Annotated in this window: 8 protein-coding genes and 1 tRNA gene; 1 reads left to right on the top strand and 8 read right to left on the bottom strand. The window is 68.7% G+C overall.

Translation table 11 applies throughout. From position 1 onward, the window contains the following. Positions 1–111: 111 nt before the first annotated feature. From ACIQ6Y_RS23715 to ACIQ6Y_RS23690, 6 genes are all read right to left on the bottom strand, one after another. Positions 112–771: a histidine phosphatase family protein gene (locus ACIQ6Y_RS23715; RefSeq protein WP_404041944.1), complete on the bottom strand. Its 660-nt coding sequence runs from the start codon at positions 769–771 to the stop codon at positions 112–114. Then, positions 764–2,008: an IS701 family transposase gene (locus ACIQ6Y_RS23710; RefSeq protein WP_404041943.1), complete on the bottom strand. Its 1,245-nt coding sequence runs from the start codon at positions 2,006–2,008 to the stop codon at positions 764–766. Before ACIQ6Y_RS23710 ends, ACIQ6Y_RS23715 begins: the two co-directional genes overlap by 8 nt. Before the next feature lie 96 nt (positions 2,009–2,104). Continuing rightward, positions 2,105–4,261: an AGE family epimerase/isomerase gene (locus ACIQ6Y_RS23705; protein WP_404041942.1), complete on the bottom strand. Its 2,157-nt coding sequence runs from the start codon at positions 4,259–4,261 to the stop codon at positions 2,105–2,107. After that, positions 4,258–6,357, bottom strand: coding sequence for a glycogen debranching protein GlgX (gene glgX / locus ACIQ6Y_RS23700; RefSeq protein ID WP_404041941.1), 2,100 nt, complete (start codon positions 6,355–6,357; stop codon positions 4,258–4,260). The genes ACIQ6Y_RS23705 and glgX overlap by 4 nt, the downstream gene beginning before the upstream one ends. A 130-nt stretch (positions 6,358–6,487) precedes the next feature. Beyond that, positions 6,488–7,213: an SDR family oxidoreductase gene (locus ACIQ6Y_RS23695; protein WP_404041940.1), complete on the bottom strand. Its 726-nt coding sequence runs from the start codon at positions 7,211–7,213 to the stop codon at positions 6,488–6,490. 33 nt (positions 7,214–7,246) lie between these two features. Next, on the bottom strand, positions 7,247–8,590 hold the full coding sequence (locus ACIQ6Y_RS23690) for a sugar phosphate nucleotidyltransferase (protein ID WP_404041939.1): 1,344 nt from the start codon (positions 8,588–8,590) through the stop codon (positions 7,247–7,249). A 368-nt stretch (positions 8,591–8,958) separates the two neighbouring features. Here ACIQ6Y_RS23690 and ACIQ6Y_RS23685 point away from each other — a divergent pair. Next, a tRNA-Arg gene (locus ACIQ6Y_RS23685) sits at positions 8,959–9,031 on the top strand. 732 nt (positions 9,032–9,763) lie between these two features. Here ACIQ6Y_RS23685 and ACIQ6Y_RS23680 read toward each other — a convergent pair. Both ACIQ6Y_RS23680 and ACIQ6Y_RS23675 read right to left on the bottom strand, forming a co-directional pair. After that, positions 9,764–9,976, bottom strand: a complete 213-nt coding sequence (locus tag ACIQ6Y_RS23680; protein WP_404041938.1) for a hypothetical protein — start codon at positions 9,974–9,976, stop codon at positions 9,764–9,766. 40 nt (positions 9,977–10,016) lie between these two features. Beyond that, positions 10,017–14,339, bottom strand: a complete 4,323-nt coding sequence (locus tag ACIQ6Y_RS23675; protein WP_404041937.1) for a DUF6531 domain-containing protein — start codon at positions 14,337–14,339, stop codon at positions 10,017–10,019. Positions 14,340–14,342: the final 3 nt, after the last annotated feature.

Below are 14,342 nucleotides of genomic sequence, written 5' to 3'. Positions count from 1 at the left end.
AGTTCCGCCGGATTCAGTAGACACGGGCTGCCGGGTGGAAAGAAGTGGTGTTCCCGGCGGGGGCGGTACTGTCGCAAGTCCCGCGCCCTACTGTGGCTTTGTCGCGGCTTTTCAGAATTGCAGGACCTTCGGCCACGGCCAGCGGTCCTTGCTGGTGGGCGCCGCCACGGCAGGGCCGGTGAGGTTCCAGGCCGTGACGACGGGTCTGCCGTGCTCGGCGCCGAGCACCCCGAGGGCGCCGGTGTCGAGCCGGAAGTGGGCCCCGCCGGCCGGGGGCAGCCCGAGCCGGCGGGCGGTGAGCACCCGCAGGATGTGCGCGTGGGCCACGAGCAGCACATCGCCCGTGTCTCCGGCGCCGTCCAGCAGCGGGCCGACGCGGGCGAGCACCCGGTCGGCCCGGGCGCCGACGTCCTGCGGGCACTCGCCGGGATGCTGTGGGTCGCCCGGCGGGACGCCGTCGCTCCACAGGTTCCAGCCGGGCCGCTCGGCCTTGATGTCGGCGCTGGTCAGGCCCTCGTAGCCGCCGTAGTCCCACTCGTGCAGGTCGGGCTCCTCGACCACCGCGCGCAGTCCGGCGAGGCGGGCGGTGTGCCGGGCCCGCTCCAGCGGGCTCACCAGGGTGAGGGCGATACGCCGGCCGGCGAGCAGCCCCGCGGCCTGGCGTGCCTGTTCCCTGCCCCGGTCGGTGAGGGGGACGTCGGTGCGGCCGGTGTGCCGGCGGGTGCGGGTCCAGGTGGTCTCACCGTGCCTGAGCAGCAGCAGGTCAGCCATGAAGCCGTTCCTCCTCGGGCAGGTCGGTGCGGAACAGGCCTAAGCCCGACTCGGCCCGGCGGGCGCGGGCGGCACCGAACTCGCCGAGCGCGTGGAAGCCGCGCGCGGCGGAGGCGAGCGTGACGTGGTGGTGCCAGCCGCGGAAGGAACGGCCCTCGAAGTGGGAGAGCCCGTAGTCCCGCAGCCGGTCGCAGCCGGCGCTGGCGTGGCTGCGCAGCTCGGCCAGTTCGACCGTGCGCGGCAGCCGCTCCGGCGGCAGGTCGGTGACCCAGTAGGTGCGCGGGCCCTGCCGGCCGAACGGCCACTCCACCACCAGATGGCGCGGCAGCGGCCGGGTGCCGTACGGCGCCCCGCGCCGGGGCACGCCCGCGCTGGGCAGCCGGGTCGCCTGGAACCGGGAGGGCCGGGCCCGCCCGCCCGGGCTCTCGCACCACTCCAGGACGGTCTGCTCGCCGTGCGCCATGAAGTCGCGCACCAGGTCGCCGACCGGCGTGAGCACCGTACGGCCGGGGGCGGGCTGCACGGGCAGCCGGGTGGAGGCGCCGACCTGGATCAGATAGCCGAGGCCCCGGTGCTCCAGGCCGCACAGCAGGTCCGACACGTCCGGCTCGAAGCGCCAGTCGGCCAGCACGGGTGCGGGCGGGACGTCCCAGTCCTGGAGCATCTGGTCGACGGACTCCAGCAGGTACGTCCAGCGCGGGCGGTGGCGCTCCTCGGCCGGGATGTGGGCCTTGGCGCGCAGGCGTTCGTCGTTGTCCCACTGGCGCGGCAGCAGCAGATGCCAGTTGACGGGCAGGGTGCACGAGCGGTGCACCAGCGAAGTGGCGAGTCCCAGCTGGCAGTTGACGACCTTGCCGAGGGAGGGCACGAACTGGCGGGCCACGCCGGCCGAGTACGCGCCGTGCTTGGGGAACACCACCTCGTCGAACGCCCAGGCCTGAGGCTCCACCTGGCTGCCGAGCCGCTCGGCGAGGTTGCGGCGCACCGTGGTGTACTCCCAGGTGCTCTGGCTGATGAACTGCTGGAGCGGCTGCACCGTACGGGTGCCGAGCACCTGCTCCGAGATGTTCACCGGCGTCTTGCGGCCCCGCACGTGCAGCAGCCCGCGCAGGTAGACCTCGCCCCAACGGCGCTGGTCGGAGCGGGCGAAGTGGGCGAAGAGGTCCTGGCAGTAGTCGGAGATCCGGTCCTGGCGGGTCCCCGGCCTGGACTCGGGCAGTCGCAGAATCGTGGCCACATCGATCCTTCTGGGTCGGGGCGCGGCAACCGCGCGGGCCCGGTCCCTCCCTCGCGGCGGGGGGGTTGGGAGGGAGGGACCGGGGGTCTGGATGGGTTACTCGGCGCAGACGTGGTGCGGGTCGAGCAGGAAGGCGTCGGTCGCGACGAGCGCGTGGATGACCTCGTCGGGCGCGCAGTCGGCGATGACGAAGTCGACGTCCAGGCCGATCTTGGTGCGCTGGAAGAGCAGTTCGTTGATGGCGGGCCGGGTCATCTCGGTGACCTTGCACAGGTGGAACTCCACCCGGCGCGGGCCGGCCGACAGCGCCTCGCTCAGGCCGTGCCGGAACTTCTGCAGCTCCTCCCGGTCGACGGTGCCCTCGATGGAGACGTGCACGGTCTGGCCGTCGAAGTCGCTGCTCATGCGCATCCGCATGTCGGTGGGTTCCAGCTCGACGCGCACCCGCTGCGGCTTGCTGCTGACGGGCAGGTTGACCGTCAGCTGCTCGGCGTCGAAGTCGGCGTGCGGCTCGTCGTTGATCCAGACCTGTCCGATGCGGATGGAGCCCTTGGGCAGCAGGTCGGGGGCGACGCGCAGCACTCCGTCGGGGAAGGCGCCGGGCAGCGGGCTGAAGTGCAGGGTGAGCGGGGACGAGCCGATGAGCAGGCCCGTGTAGACGGCGGCCAGGTAGCACAGCTCCAGCGAGTGGTAGCCCGACATGGAGTGGCTGCCCTTGAGCCGTTCGGTGCCCAGCAGATAGGGGATGCCGTTGGCGAGGACGTTGAAGTAGACGCCGCCGTCGTCGTAGTCGAGGAAGTGCGCGTTGTAGAACGCGGCGGCCTCCCGGGCCAGCCTGCGGTGCTCGGGGTCGCCGGAGACGCCGGCGAGGATGAGGTAGGCGAGGATCGCCTGCTCCTGCTGCCACCAGGCCTTGCGGTCGTGCCAGACCAGCCGGTGGCCGCCGTCCCGGCCGGCCTGCCGCTCGACGACGTCGTACCAGCCGCCGCGCTGCTGGTCGCTGCCGACGGGCGGCATGACCTCGGCGATCCGCTCGGCGAGCGCGGCGTACTCCGGCTTGTCGTGCAGGGAGCGGATGCGGGTGAGGTTCCAGGCGATCTTCAGGTTGTGTCCGACGACGGCCCGGTTCTGCTGCCAGCCCCAGGTGCGGTCCGGCGTCCAGTCCTCGTGGAAACGTTCCTGTACGAAGGGGCTGTCCGGCTCGTCCGGGAAGCGCTCGGTGATGGTGTCGGCGGTCTCCTCCAGGAGCCTCGCCAGGTCCGGGCGGCCGGTGGCCAGGTAGGCGTTGATGAGGTAGGCGGGCGCGTGGTCGCCTATGGAGTTCCAGTTCTTGCGGGACCGGTTGCCGCGCAGGGAGTCGGCGCGCGGGTCCATGGTGATCGGGTCGAGGTGCGAGAAGAAGCCGCCGTGGCGCTCGTCCCTGAAGTACCGCTCGAACAGCGCGACCGTCTGGTCGATGTCGCCCAGGATCAGCGGGTCGCCGGTGATCCGGTAGGTCTGGGTGGGGCCGGCCAGCGCGTAGATCTGCTCGTACATCGGGATGGCGTCGAAGTCGTCGCCGAACTCCGAGGCGAACACCTTGCGCTGGCCCGAGGGCGTGATGTCGATGCCGTGGTACCAGTACACGACCCCGTCGCGCTCGTCGGCCACCCGCATGTGCTCGCGCAGATACGCCGTGCCGGACCGGGCGGCCTCCAGGAAGCGCTCGGTGCCGGTGAGCATGTACGCGGTGGCGAGGCCGTACACCAGGCGGGAGATGGTGTCGGTCTCCTGCCGTACGTCCTCGCCGGCGGTGTCGGGCAGATGGGTGCCGGAGAGCGTGACGTGGGTGCGGAAGCGGCGCCAGTCGTAGACCCCGTCGGGGAAGTGGGCGCGCAGATAGAAGTCCGCTATCTCGGCGGCCTGCTGCACCCACCAGGAGGGCCGCTCGAAGACGTACTCGCCGCGGGACTCCTCGGGGAAGGTGAGCGTGCGGGCCTCGAAGCGCTCGCCGCCCGGCTCCTGGTAGAAGAGGCCGTAGACGAAGACGTAGCGGCCCTCGGCGAGCATGTCGCGGGTGGTGCCGCTGGTGTCGCGGGGCGGGTCCCCGAGGTTGCGGACGATCTGCGACACCACCGACTCGCCGAGGTGCACGGTGAACTCTCGGCCGTCGGTGGTGCGCAGTCCGAAGCGGTCGCGGGTGGGCTCGTAGCCGGTGATGTAGCCGGCGATGGTGTCGGAGTAGGTACGGCGGGTCCGGGGGGCAGAAATCATCGGGGGGTGTCTCCGTCTTCGGGGCGCGCCTCGAGTAAGACGACGCTGCGGCCATGGGCGTGGTAGGTGGCACCTGACACGGGCACCGCGTCGGCCGGCGCCATGACGTCCTGGCCGGCGCTCTGCGCGGTGTCGACGAGCCGGGTCCAGCGGTGACCGCTGATGTGCGGCAGTTCGAAGTCCAGACCCAGGTGGAACATGTTGAAGATGACGTGGAGATCCGGGTCGCCGTCGAACCCGGCGAGGGTGAAGGACAGCACCCGTGCCTCGGGGTCGTCCCAGCCCGGCTGTTCCAGTCGGGTGCCGTGCCAGGTCACGTCGGGCAGCCCGCGCTCGTTGTGGCGGCCCGAGAAGAACCGCGGGGCGCGCAGCGAGCGGTGCCGCTTGCGCAGGGCGATCATCTCGGTGAAGAACCGGCGGACCTCGTCCTCCTTCTCCGCCTGGTCCCAGTCCAGCCAGGAGATCTCGTTGTCCTGGCAGTAGGCGTTGTTGTTGCCGCCCTGGCTGTTGCGGAACTCGTCGCCGGCCAGGATCATCGGCACGCCCCGGCTCAGCAGCAGCAGCGCGGCGTGGTTCTTGATCTGGCGCACCCGCAGCCGCTGCACCTCGGCGTCGTCGGTGGGGCCCTCCACGCCGCAGTTCCAGCTGAAGTTCTCGTGGGCGCCGTCGGCGTTCGCCTCGCCGTTGCCGTCGTTGTGCTTGTGGTCGTAGCTGACCAGGTCGTTGAGGGTGAAGCCGTCGTGGCAGGTGACGAAGTTGATGCTGTTGGTGGGCAGTTCGCCCTCCTGCCGGAACAGGTCGCGCGAGCCTCCCACCCGGCTGGCTATCGCGCCGACCATGCCGCCGTCGCCGCGCACGAAGCGCCGTACGTCGTCCCGGAACGGGCCGTTCCACTGCGACCAGCGCTTTCCGGGGAAGCGGCCCATCTGGTAGAGGCCGCCGCCGTCCCAGGGCTCGGCGATGATCTTCGACTCGGAGAGCGTGCCGGACAGCTCGATGCCCCACAGCACCGGCGGCACGTCCATCTCGTAGCCCTCGGCGCCCCGGGACAGCTCGGAGGCCAGGTCGAAGCGGAAGCCGTCGACGTGGTGCTCCCTGACCCAGTACTCCAGGCACTCGATGATGAACTTGGCGACCGCCGGGTGGTTGGCGTTGATCGCGTTGCCGCAGCCGGTGAAGTCCATGTAGTGGCGCCGGTCCTGCGGCCACAGGTGGTAGTAGATCTCGTTGGCCTGGCCGCGGAAACTGATGGTCGGGCCGTGCTCGTTGCCCTCGGAGGTGTGGTTGAAGACCACGTCGAGAATGACCTCGATCCCCGCCTTGTGCAGGGCCTTGACCATGTCCCGGAACTCCGTGATGTGCGTGCAGTTGCACGGGTCGGAGCAGTAGCCGGTGTGCGGCGCGAAGAACCCGAACGGGTCGTAGCCCCAGTAGTTGCGCAGCGGCGTGCCCTTGGGCCCGCTGCGCAGCACCTGCCGCTCGTCGAAGTCGAACACGGGCAGCAACTCGACCGCGGTGACGCCGAGTTCTTTCAGGTACGGGATCTTCTCGACGACCGCCGAGAAGGTGCCGGGGTTGGTCACGCGCGAGCTGGGGGACGCGGTCAGGCCGCCCACGTGCATCTCGTAGATGACGGTGTCGGCCATCGGGGTGCGCAGCGGCTCGTCGCCCTCCCAGTCGTACGCGTCGAGGTCGACGACCATGCTGCGCATCGCGTAGGCGCAGTTGTCCTCGGGGCCGAGTGCGCGCACCCGGTCCCACAGGGTGTTGATGTTGGCCCGGGCGTAGGGGTCGAGGAGGACCTTGCGGGGGTTGAAGCGGGTGCCGCGCTGCCGGGTGTCGTGCGGACCGTCCATGCGGTACGCGTACACCTGTCCCGCGCCGAGCCCCTCCACATGGCAGTGCCAGAAGTGGTAGCTGTGGTTGTCCTCGGCGTGGAGGTGGATGACACGGCTGGGCGCGAGGGCCTCGTAGCTGTCGAAGAGGAGCAGTTCGACGCGGGTGGCCTGCTCGGAGAAGACCGAGAAGTTGACGCCGGTCGGGGTCAGGGTGGCGCCGAGCGGTTGGGCGCGGCCGGGGGTCACGGTGCCGTCCATGCGGTCGGCGGCACCGTCGGCGGATCGCTGCCTGATGGGGCTCGTCGGACTCGTCGGGCTCGTCGTCATGGCGGAGTCATTTCTGTTGCTGATGCGGTCGGTGGGACACACCGGGGGCGCCTCGGCGGGCTCAGGCCACGCGCTCCAGATCCCAGTCCAGGGCGGCGAAGGCCAGTTCCCAGGCGCTGGTGGAGTCGCCCGGCTGCCAGGGAGCGGCTCCGGAGCTGTTGAACAGCTCGAACGTGATGCCGTCCGCGGACGGGCAGGCGAGAGCCTGCACGCAGGCCTCGGCCAGGTCGGGCCGGGACACCGTGCCGGTGCCGGCATCGCCCTGCACGAGCCGGATGCCCTCACCGGCCGGCCGCTCCTCGGTCAGCCACCCGGGGCGGACGACCGTGTACGGCAGCCCGGAGGCACGGACGGCCTCCTCGCCGGCCCGCCGCCAGTCCAGCAGCCGGCCGTAGGCGTTGAGCGGGTGGCCGAGATGCGTGGTGTGGATCTGGCTGACCAGGACGACACGTGGCCGCTCCCCGGCCGAGGTGGCCGCCTCCAGCGCGTTGCGCACCCCGAGGTACATGGTGGTCTCGGGGCGGTCCGGGCCCTCGTTCTCGGTGCCGGGCTCCACGCAGTACACCAGCGCCGAACAGCCTGCCAGCGGGCCGCGCAGGGAGGCGGGGTCGCGGACGTCGGCCCGGTGGTGCACGGCTCCCGGCGGCAGATGGCCGGGCAGCCGTGGGGGTCTGCGGCTCAGCACCCGGACGCGCTCGCCGCGCTCGGTCAGCCGGCGCGCGACGAGCCGGCCGGTCCGCCCGGTTCCGCCGATGACCGCGATGGGGTGGTCCATGGGATGGTCCACGGGGTGCCTCCTCGTCCAATCGATGACGGGCCGTCAGGAGGCCCAGTGCAGTACGTCGTCGGAACTGGTGAGCTGCGTGCCACGGGGCAGACCGGACAGCGGGGGGACCTGCAGCCGCGGGTAGACGCCGATGCCGTCGAGCCGGCTGCCCGGCCACAGCTGGGCGCCGTCGCCGATGGCGGTGAACCGGGTGAGCCGGGCGGGGCTGAGCCGCTGTGAGCGGATCTCGGCCATCGGGCCGATGTACGAGTCGTTGATCTGCGCGTACGGCCCCACGATCGCGGCGTCCCCGCACGCCCCCCGGCGCACCTCCACGCCCTCCCGCAGATCGGCACCGTCACCGATGTCGGCGTACTCCAGCCGGACATCAGGCCCGATGACCACATGCCGCCCGACCCGCACACCGGGCCCGATGACGACGCTCCCGGTGGCGATCTTCTCGGCGAGCGTGGTCCCGGTGAGGTCGTCGCGGGTGGCGAGGCTGCTCTCGTGGATCCAGTACCGGGGCTCGACGCTGCGCGGCACGTCCATCAGCTGGTTCATCTGCGCATACGCGCCGGACAGCACGTCCCGGAGCGTCAGCAGATAGTCCTGTACGTTGCCCAGGTCCCCGAGCCGCCCGATGGTGCTCACGGCGACGGGCAGCCCGTGCGCGACCAGATAGGGCAGCAGATCCCCACCCCAGTCCAGGCGCTGCTGGGCGAGCCGCATGAGGTCCGGTTCACGGGCGACCTGACGCAGCCGCGCGCAGTCGACCAGATACATACCGGCGTTGGTCGGCAGAAGGGCGCCGCGATCCTCGGCAAGGTGCGGAAACACCTCGACAATCCGCTCAAGCCCGGGCTTCTCCACGAACCCCGTCACCAGATTCCCGGCGGTCCGCATCGCCCCGTACTTCCCGGCGACCTCGACGGCCCGCCGAGCCACCGCGGCGACCGTGACCAGGGCCCCGGTGGCGTCCTGCGTGGCCTGCAACTCCTCCAGGGAGAAGTCGAAAACGGAGTCCACAGGCAGCACCAGCGCCTGACCCCGCAGGTCCCACTCCTCCAGATTGTGGAGCGTGGCCGCCCCGGACCCCACGTTGTACCGGTCGAACACGGACCGCGAGTACCGCACCTCTACGCCGTACCGCTCGCCGTGCTCCAGCAGCATCTTGATCTGGCTGCGGTTCTCCTGCCCCTGAGCCACGACATAGAACCGCCGGATCCCCTGCTCCCGGCAGGCATCGATCACCCACTCCACCAGCCGACGCCCCGCGAACGGGATCATCGCCTTGCTCCGGATGTAGTCGGCCGACTCGAGCGTGATGGGTTTGGCGCGCTCGCCGCGACCCCCGGCCAGGATGACCCCGACCGTCTCGCGTTCTCTCCTCGCCATCGCCCTCTCCCTCGTCGTACGGCGGTGGTGGTGATGTGGCTTCATAGATCTAACTCGATGAGTAAAGTCCTGTCAACTCTACAGTCAGGTACTGATGTAGGGCAGAGCGGGCCAAGGAGGGAGATCGGGGACGGATGGGCGTTGACTGGGGATGGGAGGCGGATGGGCCCCACCGGGGCAGCAAAAAGAGGCTTGACTAAATGTTTTACAAACGTTGAGGGACGGCCGGGTCCAAGCCGGCGCCCCCACCCACACGACGGCCCCCCGACAGGCCCGCCGCCACGCTCCCCTCAACCCTCACCAGCACCCCGACCGAGATCCACACGCACCCGCTACACTGGCGCCCATGCGCCGCTTCGGCTGCGCGCGCCTTCGTAGCTCAGGGGATAGAGCACCGCTCTCCTAAAGCGGGTGTCGCAGGTTCGAATCCTGCCGGGGGCACAAGGGCAAAGGCCCCGGACTGATCATGGTCCGGGGCCTTTGACATCCGGCTTTGACATCAACGGGGGCGGTCACTGACGACCGGGGCGCCTCCGCAGCAGGCGGTCCGTTGGCCGCATCCGGCGGTGCAGCGTGCAAGCCAGTGGCCGCCTCAGGTGGACGCTTCTGGTGGTTCTGATGTTCGCCCTCCTGGCATACATCCTCGTGAGCTTCCTCGGGTTCGCCCTCGTCCCACTCTTGTTCGTGCTGGGCGGCACCGTCGATCATTGATCAGGCGAGCAGTCATGGAGCGACTGGGTTTGTCCCGATCCCGGAGCTGTGCCGTTGACATTCAACGCTGACATCAAGGGGCCCGGTCGATGGCATAGCAGCGTCCATGGCGACCGTCGGGTCAGCCGACGACGGGCCGAGGGCCGGGCATAGAACGAGCTCCTGAAACGGCTGCCGCAGGTTCGAATCCTGCCGGGGCACGGAGAGAAGGGCCAGCTCCGCAACCGACTACAGCTCCTGGCCGCAGGCCTGTCAGACCATCAGTGCGCCGACCGAGGAGTCGGCCGAAGAGGTCGGGGCCATGCCAAATCAGGCGAGGAGCCACGGGAACCCACTGACCGCCGAAGACGCCCCCAAGCGTTGTTTGCCTGGGGGTTCGGTTTCACACCGGAGCACCGAACGCTGTTGAGCGCGGGGCTGTCCACGGGGAGCAGAGTCGGCCCGATTGGCGGAGCCTGTGGATCACCAGTCGACGACCCATGCCCCCTCCGCGAAGAAGCCATCGAGGGATTCCCGGTCCTCCACCCAGTAGTCGCCATAGCCATTCCGAAATTCGCGATCATGGGCCACGAGGATCAGATAACTGGGGGGTGAATCCGGGAGCTCCTGAACCTTCACATATTTTCCCGCCTCGTCCCCGGAACGAATATAGCCAACTTTACCGATCTCAATCACGGACCCTCCAGAGATTCCTTTCACGATCAATGCGGGATAACTACTCGATCAGCGGGACGTGATTGTTCACCACCGCCTTCTTTCCTCCAGGAGTGAATATTTCGAAGTGTACGTGCGGGATGTCCGGCCAGTGTCCGCCACGCATGGAATCGGGGTCCATACGGAACTGTCGCAGCCCGTCGGCGCTGCGGAACACCCCTCGGCCCTTGCCCAGTTCGCGGTATCCGTCTCCCAGGAACTTCTCGGCGGCGTCCAGGGCCTCGTCGGCGTTCATCGGATGCTGGCTGACGATGCTGCCATCGCCGATTCTGTTGCGGGTCTCGGTCACGGCGGCGTGCTCGCACTCCGGTGCGAGGCCGAGGGGATCGGACCAGGTATGGGGATTGTCGACGTAGGCGGTAGGGAGGGGAGCAGGTGCCAGACCGAGTGGGTCCTTGGTCAGGTATTGCGCCGTCTCCGGGTCGTAGTGACGGAAGTAGTTGTAATGCAGTCCCGTCTCGGGGTCGAAGTACTGCCCCGGAAAGCGCAGCGGTGTGTAGGCCGACGCCCCCGTGTTCCAGGCAGTGACGCCCCACAGTGTCGTACGGGCGTGCCAGGCGACATCACCAGCCGCGTCCACAAGCTCGGTGGGAGTGCCGATCAGGTCGGTCACCATGGCGAAGAACCGAGCGTCGATCTCTTCCTGAGGCGCGCAAGCCGACACCATTCGCTCGGCCTGCAGGATCGGCTGTTGACCTTGGTGCTCCCAGGTCAGGGAAACAGGGTGGGGCAGGTCGGCGGATGTCGTGGTCTGTTCACACAGTCGAGAGCCGTCCCAGACGAAGTCGACCTGCTCGAGCACCGTTTCGTCGTCCGGCGCGAACCGACGCTTGGCAACGCGGCGGCCGAGGGGGTCGTAGAGATAACGCCAGCGGACCCCGTCCGGCGTGATGACGGACGTGAGCCGGTCTTCGGCGTCCCACGTGTACCGCCAGGTGTCTGGTTTGCGGGACAGCCTTATCCTCTGACGGAGCGTCATGCGGCCTTGCGCGTCGTACTCGTAGCGGACACGTCCGGCTCGAAGCACTCGCGCACCTGTGGAAACACGCTCCCCCGTGGCCTCCTGGCCAGGGTGAAAGGTCGGCCAATGCGCGCTCGTCTGAATGCCGGCCGGGTCGTAGGAGTAGCGCTCCGTCCACCCCTCCGCGTCGACGCCGGTTACCCGGCCGACGGAGTCCAATCTGAGGGACCGGGATCCGCGCAGCTGGTCGTCGATTTGGAGGAGGTGGCCGTCGGCTCGATAGGCAAACGAGCGGTGCTGAATGCCTCGACCGTCGACGTGGTTCAGGGACTGGGTGGAGACGCGCCCAACCGAATCGTAGGTGTGGGAGAGGGTGAGTGTTTCTCCAATACGGCGAGCGAGCTCCCGGCCAGTGGAATCGTGCTCGAAGTCGATCGCCCGACCGCAGGCGGTGAGGCGAGCCGGGTTCCCCACGGCGTCGTACGACCAGGCGCTGACCGCTCCGGTCGGAGTCACCCTTTGCGTACGGCGTCCCACTCGGTCGTGTCCATAGCTGGTCGTACGTCCGTTGATGCTTTCGGACGTCACGTTGCCCTGCGCGTCATGGACGAGCGTGAGAACCACGTGGTTGTTCCGCGCTTCTGCGAGCTGGCCGGACATCGTGTAGCCAAAGAACGTCGTCTCACTGTCGGTGACCTTGCGAATCACCTGGCCGACCGCATTGCGCTCGAAGCTGACGCGTTCATTTATCGCGTTCACACGGGACGACACACGACCTGCCGCGTCGCGCGTGTAGAGGAGGCGTCGCCCCTCGAAATCCGTCTCCGATTCAAGGCGGCCCGCCGCATCGTAGGCGTATCGCCAGGTCAGACCTGTCGGATTGACGACTTGCACGAGGCGTAGCTCAGTGTCGTGAACGAAGGTGTGGCGCGTGCCGTCCGGCTCCGTGCGCGCAGACATGAGATCGAAGTGCGTGTACTCGAACCGCGTGACAGCACCCGTCGGGTCGGTGTGGCTCGTGCAGTTTCCTTCGCCGTCGTATGTCCATGACTGGGCGCTGCCGTCGGCTTCGGTCCGTCGGGCGAGCCTGCCCTCCACAGTCCATTCGAGACGCGTGAGACGGCCGGCAGCGTCCATGATGGTGGTAGGGCGGCCAAAGGCGTTTCGCTCATAGCGAGTCACGGCATGCAGCGCATCCTTGATCACCACCGGAAGCCCCACCGCGTCGCATCGAAGAACGGTGGTCTGCCCCTCCGCGTCCGTGATGGAGGTCAGCCGTCCCCTCGAGTCGAAACCGAAGCGCGTTGTGGCTCCCGCGGCATCGATGACAGCGACCCGGTTGCCGCGCGCATCGTGCTCGTACCGTTGCTCCGTTCCGTCAGGATCTCGAACGGATGCAGGGAGGCCGTGCCCGTCATAGACGACGCTCGTCTCTCCGCCGTCCGGGCGGACGACGGAGAGCACCCGTCCGTGCTCGTCGTATCCGTAACGGGTGGTGTGGCCGAGCGCGTCCGTGACCGCGGTCAACTGGAGTCGGCTGTCCCATACCTGGGTCGTGACGTTCCCGAGGGGGTCGGTCTCGCGTATCAGGCGGAGCGATTCGTTGTGCTCGTAGACGCGGGTGTGGCCGAGGGAGTCGGTCACACGAGTCGTGCGGGTGGCACCGTCATAGGCGAGGGTGGAGGCCAGGGCGTTGCCGGTGCCGCCGGTGGCGATCACGCGTCCGTGCTCGTCGTACGTGTACCAGTAGGTCGTGTGGTTGCGGTCGGTCCAGGAGGTGACACGACCCTCACTGTCGTAGGTGTAACGCATCGGCGCACCCGAAGAGTTGAGCTCTTCCACAAGGTGCCCCAGCTCGTCATAGACGAAGGTCAGCAAAGGAGTACCCGGCTTGTGCGGGGCTTCCGGGTCGATCAGACGCAAACCCGTGATGCGGGACAGTGTCGGATGGCGGTCCAGGGCGATGTGGTAGCCGCCGGAGTGAACCACGGCGGCGGGAACGTCACCCTCGGAATAGGCGACGGTGATGCGGTTGCCGTTGCGATCCTGGACGTGGTGGAGGGGCAGGTCGACCACAGTGTCGTCGGCTGCGGCGACAGGGCTGTGGAAGACACTGATCAAGCCGGTCTCGAGGTCGGTGATGCGAACGGCGCCGTCGGTCTCGTCGTCCCAGGACAGAGTCACGCGAGAGCCGGGAGTCTCCGCAGGGACCGGGATGTTGCTCTCCGGGTCCGGCATTGGGAAGCACAGCCGGGCTCCGTCCGCGGCCGCGTACACAAAGCCCTCGTCCTCGGCCTGCACTCGCTGGTCCAGCGTGGAGGCCCAAGAGGGGCCGAACCATCCGCCGAAGCGATAGGAAGAGATGTGGATGCGTTCCAGGATCAGCGGCAGGACGCCCGGCAACCGAACGTCGACGCGCGGCAGGACCATCTCGCCGGTGGCCACGTCGATCGGGTCCCGCACAAACTTCTTGACCATGTTGCGGACCGAGGCGGGCAGCTTGTTGAAGCCCGGGTTCAGCTTCAGCCGCTCGAAGGTGGCGCAGTTGAGTTTGAGACCTCGGCTCAGCTTGGCCAGGTCTGCCGGCTTGAGCGCCTTCAATCCCTTGCCCAGCGCCTTGCCCAGGACACCGAAGCCGAGGCCCAGCAAGGCGCCCTCGGTGAGGATGCCGGCCAGTTTGTCCGGGTCCTTGAAGGCTGCCGGGTCCCTCAGCAGTGCGTCGAAGGCAGAGAACTTCGCGCCTTCCTTGGCGTATTTGGCCGCCGTGGCGACGCCGCGGATCTCCTTGAGCGCCTTAAGCGCCCGCTCCACGGCCCGGATGACCTCCATCACGCCGCGGATCGCGGAGGCCAGAACAGTGCCCTCCTTCTCGATCCGGGCGACCAGCGCGACCACCTTGACCGCTCGTGAGCCGGCCATCAGCGAGGAGACGACAGCCGAGGCGCCTCCGGTCAGCACGGACAGCGCCAGGCCGGCGATCTCGAACTCGGCGATCTCCGCGACCAGCACGCCCATCTCGGTGAGCAACTCGTGCGCTTGGTCGGCGAAGTCGTCCAGTGCCTTCGCGCCCTCGCGGAGCGCGTCCGCCATGTCGGTGGCCTGCTTGCGTGCGGCCTTGGAACGCTTGTGGAAGGCCTTGGCCGCCTCGCCCTCCCACTCCACCTCGGCCAGGGCCTTGCGAGCGGCCTCGGCCGCGCCGTCCAGGCCGGTGGCCAAGTGCCGCCACTTCTTGGCGATCTCCCGCACGCCGTCCGGGTCCACCGCCGGGTCGGTGATGCCGAGGAACTCCAGACCACTGGCGAGGGTGTCGCCGAACATGTGGTTGAACTTGTTGACGTAGTGCAGGGGGTTGAGGTCGACCACGCC

Source organism: Streptomyces sp. NPDC096205 (assembly GCF_044763135.1).
In the GTDB taxonomy this organism is placed as follows: Bacteria; Actinomycetota; Actinomycetes; order Streptomycetales; family Streptomycetaceae; genus Streptomyces.
Note: the sequence above shows the minus strand (reverse complement) of the source record. Positions and strands in the feature narration are given on the sequence as shown.